Here is a 13,746-nt window from a genome sequence, read left to right as displayed (position 1 = left end):
ATTCCTGACCATGTTCTTCCAGCGCTTCTACGACGATACCCTCGCCCAGACCAGCTACCTCATCGGCTGCGCCGCCACCGGCGAGGCGATGGTGATCGACCCGAACCGCGACGTCGCGCAGTACGTGCGCGCGGCCGAGGCCGAAGAGCTCCGGATCACGCACGTCACGGAGACGCATATTCACGCCGACTTCCTCTCCGGCACCCGTGAGCTCTCCCACGTCACCGGCGCCGTGATGTACCTCTCCGACGAAGGCGGCCCCGGCTGGCAGTACGCCTTCGCGAAGCAGGGCGGGGCGGTGCTGCTCCACGACCAGGACCACTTCATGGTCGGCAACATTCGCTTCGACGTCCTCCACACGCCGGGGCACACCCCCGAGCACATCGCGTTCATGGTGACGGATACCGCCGGGGCCACCGGCCCGATGGGCATCGTCACCGGCGATTTCGTCTTCGTGGGCGACGTCGGCCGCCCCGACCTGCTGGAGAAGGCCGCCAAGGTGGCGGGCTCGGCGGATGGCGCCGCGCGCGCGCTCTGGAAGAGCCTCGCCAAGTTCCGGAACCTCCCCGATCACCTGCAGGTGTGGCCCGGCCATGGAGCGGGCTCCGCCTGCGGCAAGGGAATGAGCGCGGTCCCGCAGAGCACCGTCGGCTACGAGAAGCTCTTCAACTGGGCCTTCGGTGCCGCCACCGAGGAGGAGTTCGTGGCGCAGGTGCTCGCCGGCCAGCCCGAGCCGCCCCGGTACTTCGCCGAGATGAAGCGCCTCAACCGTGACGGCCCGCCGATTCTCGACGGGCTCCGCACGCCGCCGCGGATCGAGGGGGCGCGCCTGCCCGAACTGCTGGCCGCCGGTGCCACGGTAGTCGACGCCCGTCCCAGCGAGGCGTTCACCGCCCGCCACATTCCCGGCACCATCCATATCCCGCTCGACCGGTCGTTCACCACCTGGGCGGGATGGCTGCTCTCCTACACGGAACCATTCTACCTGCTGGTGAGCGGCGACGCCCCCGAGCGACTCCACGAGGCGCTCCGCGACCTGGCCATGATCGGCCTGGATGGGGCGGCGGGATGGTTCGGGTCGGATGCGATTGCGGCGTGGGGCAAGGATGGGCGGGCGTACGGCAACACGGCGCTGATCACCCCGCAGGAACTTGCGCAGCGGCAGACGCGGGACGAGGTGGGGGTGCTCGACGTGCGGGGCCATGCGGAGTGGGAGGCGGGACACCTGCCGGGCGTGAACAACATTCCCCTCGGCTACCTCCTCGACCGAATCGAGGAGGTGCCGACGGCCCGGCCGCTGGTGCTGCAGTGTGGTGGCGGGAGTCGATCCCTCATCGCCGCGAGCCTGCTCGAGTCGCGCGGCATCGCCGATGTCATCAACCTGACCGGCGGCATCACGGCGTGGGAAAAGGCGGGGCTGCCCGTCGAGCGCTAGCCGACGACGTACGCTTCCATCGCAAAGTATTCCGCGAGGCCGAGCCGGTTCAGCATCTCGGCCGTCTCCTTGTTCCGCGCTTCCACCCGCTGCCAGAACTCGCGGTCGTCGTGCGCCCCGGGGAAGGGTGCTGAGTCCTTCTGGCTCTGGTGCCGGAAGATCGCCTGGATCTTCAGCTTCAGTTCTTCCTGGCTCATCGGCACCAGCCAGGTGGCCTCGGTCACCGGCCACTCCTGCCACGCCCCCCGATACAGCCAGACTTCCGGTTGAGCGCCGGGAAGCTGCGCCAGCGCCGCGTCAATGGCTTCCTTGCACATCCGGTGCGTGCCGTGCGGGTCGCTCAGGTCGCCGGCCACGAACACCAGTTCGGGCCGCGTCTCCTCGAGCAGTGCACGCACAATCCGCACGTCCGCCTCGCCGATCGGGTCCTTCCGCACCTTGCCCGTCTGGTAGAACGGCAGGTTGAGGAAGCGGGCGTTGGCGCTGCCGAGCCCGATCGTCTCGAGCGCGCTCACCGCCTCGCCCTCCCGGATGATCCGCTTCACCACCTGGATCGATGCACTGTCCACGGTGCCGGGCTGCTTGGTGGCGAGAAATTCCCGGACCTGGCTGGTGAAGGCGGGCACGTCTTCCTGCCCCACGCCGCGCTCCTGCGCCAGCCGCTCCAGGAAGTCCACGTACCGCCGGACGTCGTGGTCGAAGACGGCGATGTTGCCGCTCGTCATGTACGCCACGGTAATCGCGTTCCCGTTCTGCGCCAGCTTGTGCAGGATCCCGCCCATCGAGATCACGTCGTCGTCGGGGTGCGGGGAGAAGACGAGGACGCGTCGCCCCTCGGGCAGCTTCGAGCGGCCCCGGATCTTGGCGCCGAGGGCGTTGAACACGAGTCCGTTCACCGCGCCGGGGGAACCGTGCCGGGCCACCAGCGACGACAGCTTGTGCTCGGCGTAGTCGCCCTGGGTGAGCTTGAGGATCGCCTTGCCGGTGCGGAGGGAGAGCCAGGTCACGGCCCGGACCGCCAGCGCCGGGGTCCACTCGACCTCGTCCACCAGCCAGGGCGTGGCGATGCGCGTCAGGTCGGCGGCCGCGGCGGTGTCGAGGTAGAACGTCGTGTTGGGATGGCGCTGGAGGAAGGTGGCGGCCACCTCCAGGTCCACGGCACCCTCCACCGCCCGCCGCACGATGGCCGACTTGTGCTCACCGGTGGCGAGGATCGCCACTTCCCGCGCCGCGAGGATCGTCGCGATCCCCATCGTGATCGCCTCGCGCGGGACATACTCCTCGCCGAAGAAGTCCGCGGCGGCGTCCCGGCGCGTGATCACGTCGAGCTGCACCAGCCGGGTGCGGCTCTCGACCCCGGACCCCGGTTCGTTGAAGCCGATATGCCCGGTCTTCCCGATGCCCAGCAGCTGGAAGTCGATCCCGCCCGCCGCCGCGATGGCGGCCTCGTAGCGCTCGCACATGTCCCGGACGGCCTCGCGCGGCACCGCACCGTCGGGGATGTGGGTGTCGGCGGGGTCGATATCGATATGATCGAAGAGATTCTCCTGCATGAAGCGCCGGTAGGAGTGGATGCTCTCCGGGGCCATCGGCCAGTATTCGTCGAGGTTGAAGGTGACGACGCCCCGGAAGCTGAGCCCTTCCTCGCGGTGCATCCGGATCAGCTCGCGGTACACCCCGATCGGCGTGGAGCCGGTGGCCAGCCCCAGCACCGGACGGGCGCCGGCGGCGCGCCGCGCGGTGATCACGTCGCGGATCCGGGCCGCGATCGTGCGGGCGAGCGCCTCGTGGCTCTCAAGGACGACGGTGGGGATTCGTTCGGGACGGGTCGATGGCTGGGGCATGCGGTGAATCTAATTCACGGGCGTCCCCCTTGAGGGTGCTGACCGACGGCGCTTCAACTCCCCCCGAGAAGGGGCCTTGGGCCGTGAAAGAATCTTCATCGCGCCTTGTCCCTTTTCGTCGCACTCTGGAGTTCCGCGAACGGTAACTTGACTGAGCGAATCCCCTCCGGGCGCTCCGGCGAGTCTTCCATGAGTGCGCCGTCCAACCGATGAAGCCTGGGACACCGGATCGCTTCGGATCGACGGGGCCGAGTGCGCCGCCCGACTACCGCCTGACAGGACTTCACGACTCGATCGGCGCACCCCTCCGGGAGGGCCCGATGTCGTTTCGACGCGCCGTATCCGTCCTGCTCCTGGCCGCCTACCTTCCCGCCTGCACCAGCTTCCAGTCCACCAGCCAGCCACTGGCGGAATTGACCGCGCCGCCGAAGCCGGTCAACAAGGCTCGGGTCACGACCACCGCCGGTAGGGCGATCGAGGTCGACGCCCCGCGGGTGGTCAATGACACCCTGTTCGGATCGGCCTGGACGGCGGGATCCGGCGGGAAGCAGGTTACGGAGGCCGTGGCGCTCCCCTTGGCCGATATCCGGACGGTGGAGGTAAAGAAGTCCGATGGCACGACCACCGCGCTCCTTCTCGTTGGGATCGTTGGGGTTGTAGCGTTGCTCGCGGTGGCCGCGAAGGACGCAACGCCGGAGACCATCCCGCTTGGGCCACTCGACTCACGGCAATGAGGACTGCAATCCCTCGGCCCAAGACCCGAGCCTTGGCCGCATTCGCTTTCCATGGGTGCATCATGTCAATTCGAAGATTGGTCTCCGTCCTTCTGCTGATGGCATACTTGCCGGCCTGCACCAGCTTTCAGGCCACCACCCAGCCGTTGCCCGAGTTGACCGCTCCGCCCAAGACGGTGAAGAAGGCGCGCATCACCACCGTCACTGGTGCCCGCATCGAACTCGGCTACATACATGTGGTGAACGACACCCTTTATGGAACGTCCGAGGTGCCACGCCCAGAGCCGGGGCCGGTCGCCATCGCGATCTCGGATATCAAGACGGTGGAGGTGCGCAAGGCAGACCCCTGGGCCTACGCATTGATCGCGGTCGGTATCGTAGGGGTGGTCGTGCTGTCCCTCAACGTCGACTACATGCAATGAGATGGCCTTGGATCTGGGTGATTGAGTCCCACGTGCACCGTCCCCAGGATGATGGCGAGTCGCGCAGGCTGCATTGCCATCGGCAGGCGATCATGTTCCGGCATACTGCGGGCGCACCCAATTAGATTCCCGCTCCTGTCACCGAAGGGGAGTCATCCATGGAGTCCCGCCGTATCGAAGCCCTGGTGGATGGCGTCTTCGCCGTCGCGATGGTGCTGCTGGTGCTCCAGGTGCCCCTGCCCGAGCTCCCCGCGGCGCCGACGCCGGAAGGCGTCATCACTGCGCTTTTCGCCGTGCTTCCCGCCGTCGGCAGTTTCGCGCTGAGCTTTCTGATCCTTGGCACGCTCTGGATGGGGCATCACGGCCAGTTCCGCCACATCCGGCGGGTCGACCGGACGATGCTGTGGCTCAATGTCTTCCTGCTCCTCTGCATCGCCTTTGTCCCCTTCGTGACCGTGTTCCTGGCCAGGTATCCGCTGCAGCCGGCCGCCCTGGTGGTCTACGGGGGGACGCTCCTCTTGTGCGGCGTCTTCCTCTTCGCCCACTGGGGCCACGCCGTCGGCCACGGCTGCGTGGGGGATGAGGTAACGCCGGAGATGGCGGAGTCGATCCGCGAGCGGATGTCCATGGGGATGGTGGCCTACCTGCTCGCCACGATTGTCGGTGGCTTCGTGCCGAAGGTGGGGCTCGTGCTCTTCGCCTGTGTGCCGTTCCTCTACATGCTCCCCAGCCGGATCGACGCGACCATCCTCGAGGAAGCCGCCATCGGGGACTGAGGCGGGACCCAGGTTGTCAGATTGACTGGACACCCACGCCCCGCTTGTCACCATGACAGGCGGGGTGTTGCCTGTCTGTCAGGATGGCAAGCGAGCGCTGGCACGCCGGCTGCAATTCCTCCGTGGCGATGGATCACCTCGCGTGATCCTGCTGCCAACACAAATCTCAATTTCTCGGAGGAGTGCACCATGTTGACCCTGACTCGCCGTCCCACCCGCATGCTCGACGACGCCTTCTTCCGTGCCTGGCCCTTCAGCCCGGAGGCCGATGGGGCCCTGACCGCCAACTGGGTGCCGGCGGTCGACGTGTTCGAGGACAAGGACGCCGTGCGCATCACGGTGGAAGTGCCCGGAGTGAATCCGGATGACATCAAGATTTCGCTGGAGCAGAACGTCCTCACCATCAGCGGGGAGAAGCAGCAGGTCAGCGAGGAGCAGACCGAGCGGGTGCACCGCTATGAGCGGGCGTACGGGAGCTTCACCCGCAGCTTCACCCTGCCGTCCTCGGTGGACGCCGAGCGGATCGAGGCCCAGACCGACAACGGGGTGCTGTCGATCATGATCCCCAAGGCGGAAAAGGCCAAGCCGCGGCAGATCCAGGTCAAGGCCGCGCACAAGTAGGCGGTCCTGCCTGACACGACGCCCCTCCCTGGCCATGCCGGGGAGGGGCGTCCGTCGTTCATGGGGCTGGGCCGCCGCGGTCAGCCGCTGCCCACGTCCAGCCCCGCCTCCAGCGCAAACCGTGTGAGCCCGGCCACCGTGCGGATCCGCAGTTTCCGCATCAGGCTTTCCCGGTGGGTCTCCACCGTCCGGTGGCTGATGCCGAAGCGCGCGGCAATCTCCTTGTTGGTTTCCCCCTTCACGATGCCGAGCAGCACGTCGCGCTCCCGTCCGGTGAGCGCGTCCAGTGCCTGCCCGCGCTGCGCCTCCTCGAGTTCGCCCCGCACCGCCGTCGTCAGCATCGCCGCGATCTTCTGGCTGTAGTACGACTCGCCGGCGTGCACGGCGGACACCGCCGCCCGGAGCTCGGTGGCGGCGAGATCCTTGAGCAGGTAGGCGTGGGCGCCCGCCCGCACCGCCTCGAGCACGTATTCCGGGTTGTCATGCATGCTGAGGATCACGACTCGGATCCCGGGCAGCTCTTCGTGCAGCGCCGACGCCACCTGGAGCCCTGTCAGTCCGGGCATCGTGATGTCGAGCACCGCCACGTCCGGCACCACCTCCCGGGCCACCATCAGCGCCTCATCGCCGCGCGGCGCCTCGGCGACGACCTCGAAGCCCGGCGCCTGCCGGAAGACATGGCGGATCCCCTCGCGCACGATGGCGTGATCGTCGGCAATCAGGATACGAATCGGTGCGGTGTCGTCGGTCATGCGGTCGGTCCTTGCGTGGTGGTGATGGGTCGCGCGGCATCGAGGGGCAGGGTCACCAGCAGCCGGACGCCCGCCCCGGCGGGGGCCTCGACGGCAACCGTGCCGCCGAGCGCGCCGATGCGTTCGCGCATGCCGGTAATGCCCATGTGGCCTGGGCGCTCGATGGTGTCGGTGGTGATGCCTTCCGGCAGCCCGCGGCCGTCGTCCTGCACCGTCAGCGCGAGTCGTGCCTTGTCCTGCCGGATCGAGACGGCCACCGTGCCGGCTTCGGCGTGCCGGGCGACGTTGGAGAGCGCCTCCTGCAGCGCGCGGAAGAGCGCCAGCTCGGCATCCTTCGAGAGCGGAACGAGTGCGGCCGGGGCGTCGAGCGTCACCGCCAGGCCGCTCCGCTGCGTGAACTCGGTGATGAGCGACCGGAGCGCGGGCAACAGCCCGAGGTCGTCGAGCAGCGAGGGCCGCAGTGAATGCACGACGCTTCGAATGCCGCGGATGCCGGTGTCCACCAGTTCCAGCGCATGGTCGATCCGTTCCACGGCCGCGCCGGGCACGCCCTCCCGCAAGACGCCCAGCTCCATCTTGACCGCCGAGAAGACCTGCGCCGTTTCATCGTGCAGTTCCCGGCTGAGGCGGCGCCGCTCCTCCTCGTGCTGCTCGACCATCCGGGCGGAGAGGCGGGCCAGTTCCACCGTACGGAGGTGCAGGCGGCGGGTCAGGTCGGCGTTGGCCAGGCCGGCCCCCACCTGCTGGCCGAGCGTCACCATGAATCCCTCGTCGAGCGCCGCAAACGGATCGCGGGCGTTCCCGGTCAGGACCAGCGCGCCGGAGGCCTCGCTCCCCCTGAACACCGGCAGCACGGCCTGGAACAGGTGCTCGCGCCCGCGGCGCGTGGCCGACGCGCCAAGCTGCGGTCGGCCGGTGGCCATCGCCTGCCGCAGGGTGGCCGCCAGTTCCGCGGGCGGTTGCGGCGGCCACTCCGCGCAGATGCCGGCGCCACGCACGCAGTGTACGCCGTCCTCGCTCCGCATGTAGAGCCCCGTGCCGCTCACCCCCGGCAGCGCCAGCGGGCGCTCAAGGAGCGCCGCGAGGACATCCTGATCTTCCCGGCCCGCCCGCTGCAGGTCGCCGGAGAGGGCGCCGAGGGCGCTGAGCCCGCGGCGCAGGTCGTCCAGTACCAGCAGCAGGATCCCGGTCCCCACCGCCAGCTCGAAGAAGATATCGAGGTAATAGCCCCACGGATTCCAGGCGCCCTGGGCGCGCAGAATCAGGTAGTCGAGATGGTGAACGCCCCACAGGGTGAACGACCCGGCCAGGAGCCCCGCGCCGGTGCCGCCCACCCGGTCGAAGTGCCGGAAGAACACCCATCCGGTGGCCAGTGTGGCGAATGAGAGGAAGAGTACCGCCGGCAGCGCCGCCCACACGAAATGGTCGAGCCGGTAGATGGCGATGTAGGACCAGATGGGCGGGAAGAGGGCGACGAGGAGGTACCGGTTCCTCCATTGCGGCTGGCGGACGAAGACCAGCGCCGCCCAGAGGAGCGCCAGCGCGGTCCACCCGGTGAAGACCTGGTGCCAGTAGAGCCATTCGGGGCGCGCGGTGGTCAGGAAGCTGAGGATGGCCCACATCCGGAGGACATACATGCCCCACGCGGCGGCGAACCAGGCGAAGTAGGGCTTCCGGTACCGCCGGTAGAGGTGCAGGCAGAGCCCAGCCAGCGCCGCGAGGATCACCGCCTCGAGGATGCCCGCCGCGCGCTCCATGCCGACCGGTGGAAGGGGGAGTTGCATGGGCAAAAGATAGCCGAGTCGGCCGCCTCCCTGCCCACTCGGCTCTACTGGCGGTATCTTCGCACTTCCACTCTCCCCGGATCCGCCCGTTGACCGAGTCGCCGCCCATCGTCGAGTTCCGCCGCGTCAGCAAGTCCTTCGGTGACTCCCGCGCGGTCGATGCCGTCTCCTTTGCGATTCACCCCGGGGAGTTCTTCTCCCTCCTCGGGCCCAGCGGCTGCGGCAAGACCACCACCCTCCGGCTGCTCGCCGGATTCGAGACCCCCGATCCCGACGGCGGCGAAGTTCGGATCAGCGGCGAGGTCGTCAACGACCGTCGTCCCTACGAACGCCGCATCGGCATGGTCTTCCAGAGCTACGCGCTGTTCCCCCATCTCTCCGTCGAGCGCAACGTGGCGTTCGGCCTCGAGGAACATCGCGTCCCCCGTAGCGAGATTCCCGGCCGGGTGGAGCGGGCGCTCGGGCTCGTCCGGCTCCCCCCCGCCACCTTTGCCCGTCGCCGCCCGCACCAGCTCTCCGGGGGACAGCGGCAGCGGGTGGCCCTGGCCCGCGCCCTGGTGCTCGATCCCGCCATCCTCCTTCTCGATGAGCCGCTCGGCGCCCTCGACCTGCAGCTCCGGAAAGAGATGCAGTTCGAACTGAAGGCCCTCAACCGCTCGCTCGGCATGACCTTCGTGTACGTCACCCACGACCAGGAAGAGGCGCTGGCCATGTCGGACCGCATCGCGGTCATGAGCGAGGCGCGGGTCGCACAGCTCGGCACGCCCGCCGACATCTACGAGAATCCGCGGACGGAGTTCGTCGCGCAGTTCATCGGCGAGGCGAATCTTTTTGGCGGGACCGTCGGGCAGGGGGGCGGCGGGGCGGGGAACCAGCGGGTCGTCACCATGCACGATGGCCGGACCTTCCTCGTGCCGAAGCATTCGGCGGTCCAGCCCGGCGGTCCGGTGCGCATTGCGGTCCGGCCCGAATGGCTCGATCTCTTCGCGCCAGGTGCAGTGCCGCCGGGAGAGAACGCGCTCCCGGGCACCATCCGCGACGTCGTCTACCTCGGTGAGACGATGCACGTCATCGTGGGGCTGGCCGACAATCAGGTGGTGCGGATCGCGCTCCGGAACGAGGGGCAGCTCCTGAACCCGCTGCCCTGGCGTCGCGACGACGCGGTGATGGTGGCCTGGCGGCCCGACGACTGCCAGGTCCTGGAGCCGGTGTGAGTTCGCCGCGCCGCCGTGTCCTCACCTGGTTTGCCCGCCGGCCCGCTGCGGGATCCTGGGCGCTGCTGACCCCCGGCCTGCTCTGGCTGGCGGCCTTCTTTGCCGTGCCGCTCGTGGTCCTGCTGGGGTACAGCGTGATGCATCGCGGCACCTACTGGGGCGTCTCGCCCGGCTTCACGCTGGAGCACTACCGGCGCTTCCTCGATCCCCTGTACCTGGCTATCGCCTGGCGCACGCTCTGGATTGCACTCGCCACCACCGGCCTCTGCCTTCTCCTCAGCTACCCGGTCGCCTATGTCATCGCGCGCGCCGGCCGGTGGCGGAACCTCCTCCTCTTCCTGGTCATCCTCCCCTTCTGGACCAGCTTCCTGATTCGCACCTATGCGATGATCGTGCTGCTGCGGGGTGGCGGCGTCATCAACTCGACGCTGATGGGGCTCGGGATCACCACCGCGCCCCTCGATCTCCTCTACACCCCGGGCGCGGTGCTCGCCGGCCTGGTGTACGGATACCTGCCGTTCATGGTGCTGCCGATCTACGCCTCGCTCGAGCGGCTCGACCTCGACCTCATCGATGCGGCCGAAGTGCTCGGCGCGCGTGCGTTCTCCCGGTTTCGGCGCGTCATCCTGCCACTCTCGCTTCCCGGGGTGGCGGCGGGCTCGCTGCTGGTGTTCATCCCCTCCCTCGGTGCCTTCCTGACGCCCGACCTCCTCGGTGGCGCCAAGACGATGATGCTGGGCAACCTGGTCCAGAGTCAGTTCGGCCCGGCGCGGAACTGGCCCTTCGGGGCGGCCGTCTCCTTCGCGTTGATGGGCGTGGTGTTCGTGGGACTCCTCGTCTGGCTCCGGGTGCGCGACGCCGAGGCCGCGGCGTGACCCGCCGCCTCTCGCCGCTCCTGGTGGCGCTGGTCGGCGGGATTTTCCTGCTCCTGCACCTTCCGGTGCTCGTGCTGGTGCTCTACTCGTTCAACAGCTCGCGCTTCGCGGCATCCTGGAGCGGGTTCACCCTCCATTGGTATGCCCGCCTCCTCGAGCGGCCCGACATCTTGCGGGCCCTCCGCCTGAGCCTGACCGTGGCGTCGATCAGCACCCTGGCGGCGACGGTCCTGGGCACCCTCATTGCCCTGGGCCTCTCCCGGCGCCCCTTCCGGGGCCGGCGCCTGGTCGAGGGGGGCCTCTACCTGCCGATCGTCACCCCGGAAATCGTGGCGGGCATTTCGCTGCTCATTCTCTTCGTGGCGCTGCGCGTGCCGCTGGGCGTGGGCACCGTCATCGTGGCCCACATCGCGTTCACGACGCCCTTCGTCGCCGTGGTGGTCCTGGCCCGGTTGCGGGGGATGGATCGCTCGCTCGAGGAAGCGGCGCTCGTGCTCGGCGCCGACGAGGTCACCGCATTCCGGCGCATCACTCTTCCCCTCCTGGCGCCAGGGATTCTCGCGGGCGCGTTGCTCGCCTTCACGCTCTCCCTCGACGACTTCGTCATCACCTTCTTCGTGGCGGGGCCCGGCTCCACCACGCTGCCCGTGCTGGTCTACTCGATGGTGCGCCGGGGGGTCGAACCCACCATCAACGCCGTGAGCGCACTCCTCGTGGTGCTCACCACGTGCACCATCGCGCTGGCGTCGCGTCTGGGCGGGACGCGCGGCTCGTGAGGTTCGCGGACCCGGCGTTCGGCGTGTAGCTTAGGGCGGTCCCCCACTTCCCCACGGCCCCCACGACGATGCCGCCAGCACCCTCCGACAGCCCGCCGTCTGACCGCACCGCGCCCGCCCTGTCGCGCCGGGACTTCGTGCGCGCGACCGCGGCGGCGGGGGCGGCGGTCGGGCTCGCGCCCTGGGTGGCCGCCTGCGATCGGCGCCCGCGTCTCAACGTTTATATGTGGTCCGACTACATCGCCCCCGAGACGGTGCCCGATTTTGAGCGGGAAACGGGAATCCGCGTGACGGTGGACACCTACGAGAGCAACGCCGAGATGCTCGCCAAGCTCTTCGCCGGCGCGCAGGGGTACGACATCCTCTTCCCCACCAGCTACCTCCTCCCCTCGCTGGTGGAGGCCGGGCTGCTGCTGCAGATCCCGGACGGGGCGCTGGCCAACCGCGACAACATTGCGCCGATGTTCCAGGCACCGTCGGCCAATCCGCATCCCGACTTTGCCGTGCCCTACGAGTGGGGGACTTCAGGAATCGCATGGCGGCGCGACAAGCTCGCCACCCCGCCCGACTCCTGGGGGGTGTTCCTCGACCCGGCCTACGCCGGCACGATGACCATGATGGACGACGCGCGGGAGGTGCTCGGCGCGATGCTGCGCTACCGCGGCCACTCGGTCAATTCGACTGACCCGGGACAACTCCAGCAGGCCAAGACGGATGCGCTGGCCGCCCGGCCAAATCTGCTGGCGTACATCTCCGCGCCGGTCCGGGGCCAGATTGTGGCGGGGGATGTCTGGGTGGCCCAGATGTGGAATGGCGACGCCGCCCAGGCGGCGGCGGAGTCACCCGAGATCAGCTATGCCGTGCCCCGGGAAGGGAGCTCCATCTGGATGGACACGATGGCCATTCCCTCCAACGCGCCGAACGTGCGTGAAGCGCTCCAGTTTCTGGACTACATGCTCCGGCCGGAGGTCGCCGCCCGCAACGCCACGGTCACGGGCTATGGCACCGCGAACGCCCCCGGAACCGCCCTGCTGGCCGATCCCGTGCCGTACCCAACGGCCGAGGAACTGACGCGACTCGAGTTCTACCGCGACCTCGGCGAGGACACGCAGCTGTATTACCAGATCTGGACCGAGGTGAAGGCCGGGTGAGTCCGCTCTCTCCCTTTGCGACCACCTACGGCCGCCTCATCGCCGCCTACCGGGCCGGCCCCAAAGCGTCCGCCGAGGCGGGCACCCTGCTCGCGGAGGCAGTCGCCCTGGTGGCCACCGCCCCCGCCACCATCGAGGCGGGTCTCTTCCTCTCCGGTGAATACGACACCGCCAACATTCGATCGCACCTGCTGCGCCGTCAGGTCGAGGTGCTCACGGTGGCGGCGGGGGCGTCGGCCGAGTTGCTGGAATCGCTCGCGCGCGCGCTGGGCGGCGACGCGCCGCTCCCGGAGCATCCGGCGGTGACGTATGAGATGGTGACCGAGATTGCCCCGCTTCCGCGGGCGCCGGCTCCCGCCGCCGGCCCCGCCGCCGCGCCGCCGCCGCTCTTCCTGATGGGCGCCGATGTTTTTGCGGAGGACGATGACCGTGCCCCCTCCGCCTTCGGGGCCGAGGTAACCGCGCTGACCGACGAGCTTGGCTCGGCCCGGGAGCGCGGCGCGTGGATGGACGCGCTCCATGCCGCGCAGGCGCTAGTGCGGCTCACCAGCCGGGTCCCGGAAGTGGACCGGCGCACCGTGGCCATCCGGGCCAAGCGGGCGCTGTCGCGCCCATTGCTCGTCGGGATCATCGAGTACGCGATCCGGACGCCGGAGGAGCAGGCCCGCGCCGCTGAAGTCCTGCAGTGGCGGGGCGGGGACGCGGCGGAGCTGATGCTGGAGGCGATCCAGAAGACAGAGTCCCCGGAGCCGCATCGGTTTCTGCTCGACGCGCTGGCCCGGATGCCCGACGCCGTCCCGCTCTTGCTTCCGATGCTGGGCAGCCCACGGTGGCATGAGGCCCGGCACGCCGCGGACGTTCTCGGCCGGCAGATGGTCCCCGAGGCGCTTCCTCCGCTGCGCGCCCTCCTTGCCCGACCGGAGGCTCGCCTGCGCGGGGCGGCGCTCGAGGCGCTCGCGCGCTACCCGGCGCAGTACGGGACGGAGGCGCTGCGGGAGGGACTGGCCCATGCGAGCCCGGAAACGCGGCAGGATGCGGCAAGGGCCATTGGCCGGCGCGGTGGTGGGGCGCTCGCGATGCCGCTGCTGGCCGCCATCGAGGCCGAGCGGGACCATGCCACCTGGAGCGCGATGCTGACGGCGCTCTCGCGGATCGAGGCCCCGGAATCGGCCGCGGCGCTGAGCACGATGGCACTACGCAAGCGAGGCTTCCTTTCGCGGGGAGGGTTTTCGCTCCCTCAGCGGCTGGAAGTGGTGGGCGTGCTGGCCGCTTCGCCGACCCGGGCGGCCCGGCAGGCGCTGCTCAAGGTGGCGCGGGAGGCGGAGGGGGAGGTCGGGGCGGCGGCCCGGGGTTAATTGGACC

At 69.2% G+C, this 13,746-nt stretch carries 13 protein-coding genes; 10 read left to right on the top strand and 3 right to left on the bottom strand.

Features of this window, described 5'->3' with window-relative positions; translation table 11 throughout:
- Nucleotides 1–10: 10 nt before the first annotated feature.
- Nucleotides 11–1,435 carry a rhodanese-like domain-containing protein gene (locus R2910_05020; GenBank protein MEZ4412326.1) on the top strand — a complete coding sequence of 475 codons (1,425 nt, stop codon included), beginning with the start codon at nt 11–13 and terminating at the stop codon, nt 1,433–1,435.
- Here R2910_05020 and nagB read toward each other — a convergent pair.
- Entirely contained in the window at nt 1,432–3,279 is a 1,848-nt protein-coding gene (nagB, locus tag R2910_05015; protein ID MEZ4412325.1) for a glucosamine-6-phosphate deaminase, read from the bottom strand. The genes R2910_05020 and nagB overlap by 4 nt on opposite strands.
- 320 nt (nt 3,280–3,599) lie before the next feature.
- On the opposite strand from nagB, the gene R2910_05010 reads away from it, so the two are divergent.
- The 4 genes from R2910_05010 (at nt 3,600) to R2910_04995 (ending at nt 5,832) form a co-directional block, all read left to right on the top strand.
- Entirely contained in the window at nt 3,600–4,013 is a 414-nt protein-coding gene (locus R2910_05010; GenBank protein ID MEZ4412324.1) for a hypothetical protein, read from the top strand.
- Nucleotides 4,014–4,111: 98 nt separating this feature from the next.
- Nucleotides 4,112–4,435, top strand: a complete 324-nt coding sequence (locus R2910_05005) for a hypothetical protein (GenBank protein ID MEZ4412323.1) — start codon at nt 4,112–4,114, stop codon at nt 4,433–4,435.
- Nucleotides 4,436–4,593: 158 nt separating this feature from the next.
- Entirely contained in the window at nt 4,594–5,211 is a 618-nt protein-coding gene (locus R2910_05000; protein MEZ4412322.1) for a TMEM175 family protein, read from the top strand.
- Between the two features lie 189 nt (nt 5,212–5,400).
- Complete coding sequence (locus tag R2910_04995; GenBank protein MEZ4412321.1) at nt 5,401–5,832, top strand: Hsp20/alpha crystallin family protein; 432 nt, start codon at nt 5,401–5,403, stop codon at nt 5,830–5,832.
- Between the two features lie 80 nt (nt 5,833–5,912).
- Here R2910_04995 and R2910_04990 read toward each other — a convergent pair whose 3' ends face one another.
- Both R2910_04990 and R2910_04985 read right to left on the bottom strand, forming a co-directional pair.
- A complete protein-coding gene (locus R2910_04990; GenBank protein ID MEZ4412320.1) occupies nt 5,913–6,584 on the bottom strand; it encodes a response regulator transcription factor in 672 nt (223 codons plus the stop codon).
- Nucleotides 6,581–8,368, bottom strand: a complete 1,788-nt coding sequence (locus R2910_04985; GenBank protein MEZ4412319.1) for a sensor histidine kinase — start codon at nt 8,366–8,368, stop codon at nt 6,581–6,583. Before R2910_04985 ends, R2910_04990 begins: the two co-directional genes overlap by 4 nt.
- Nucleotides 8,369–8,457: 89 nt before the next feature.
- On the opposite strand from R2910_04985, the gene R2910_04980 reads away from it, so the two are divergent.
- The 5 genes from R2910_04980 (at nt 8,458) to R2910_04960 (ending at nt 13,739) form a co-directional block, all read left to right on the top strand.
- On the top strand, nt 8,458–9,582 hold the full coding sequence (locus tag R2910_04980; GenBank protein MEZ4412318.1) for an ABC transporter ATP-binding protein: 1,125 nt from the start codon (nt 8,458–8,460) through the stop codon (nt 9,580–9,582).
- A complete protein-coding gene (locus tag R2910_04975; GenBank protein ID MEZ4412317.1) occupies nt 9,579–10,457 on the top strand; it encodes an ABC transporter permease in 879 nt (292 codons plus the stop codon). The genes R2910_04980 and R2910_04975 overlap by 4 nt, the downstream gene beginning before the upstream one ends.
- Nucleotides 10,454–11,233: an ABC transporter permease gene (locus tag R2910_04970; protein MEZ4412316.1), complete on the top strand. Its 780-nt coding sequence runs from the start codon at nt 10,454–10,456 to the stop codon at nt 11,231–11,233. Before R2910_04975 ends, R2910_04970 begins: the two co-directional genes overlap by 4 nt.
- Before the next feature lie 68 nt (nt 11,234–11,301).
- Nucleotides 11,302–12,384 carry a spermidine/putrescine ABC transporter substrate-binding protein gene (locus tag R2910_04965; GenBank protein MEZ4412315.1) on the top strand — a complete coding sequence of 361 codons (1,083 nt, stop codon included), beginning with the start codon at nt 11,302–11,304 and terminating at the stop codon, nt 12,382–12,384.
- Nucleotides 12,381–13,739 carry a HEAT repeat domain-containing protein gene (locus R2910_04960; protein MEZ4412314.1) on the top strand — a complete coding sequence of 453 codons (1,359 nt, stop codon included), beginning with the start codon at nt 12,381–12,383 and terminating at the stop codon, nt 13,737–13,739. Before R2910_04965 ends, R2910_04960 begins: the two co-directional genes overlap by 4 nt.
- Nucleotides 13,740–13,746 lie beyond the last annotated feature (7 nt).

The organism is Gemmatimonadales bacterium (assembly GCA_041390145.1).
Lineage (GTDB): Bacteria > Gemmatimonadota > Gemmatimonadetes > Gemmatimonadales > GWC2-71-9 > SPDF01.
This window is presented reverse-complemented; position numbering and strand designations above follow the sequence as displayed.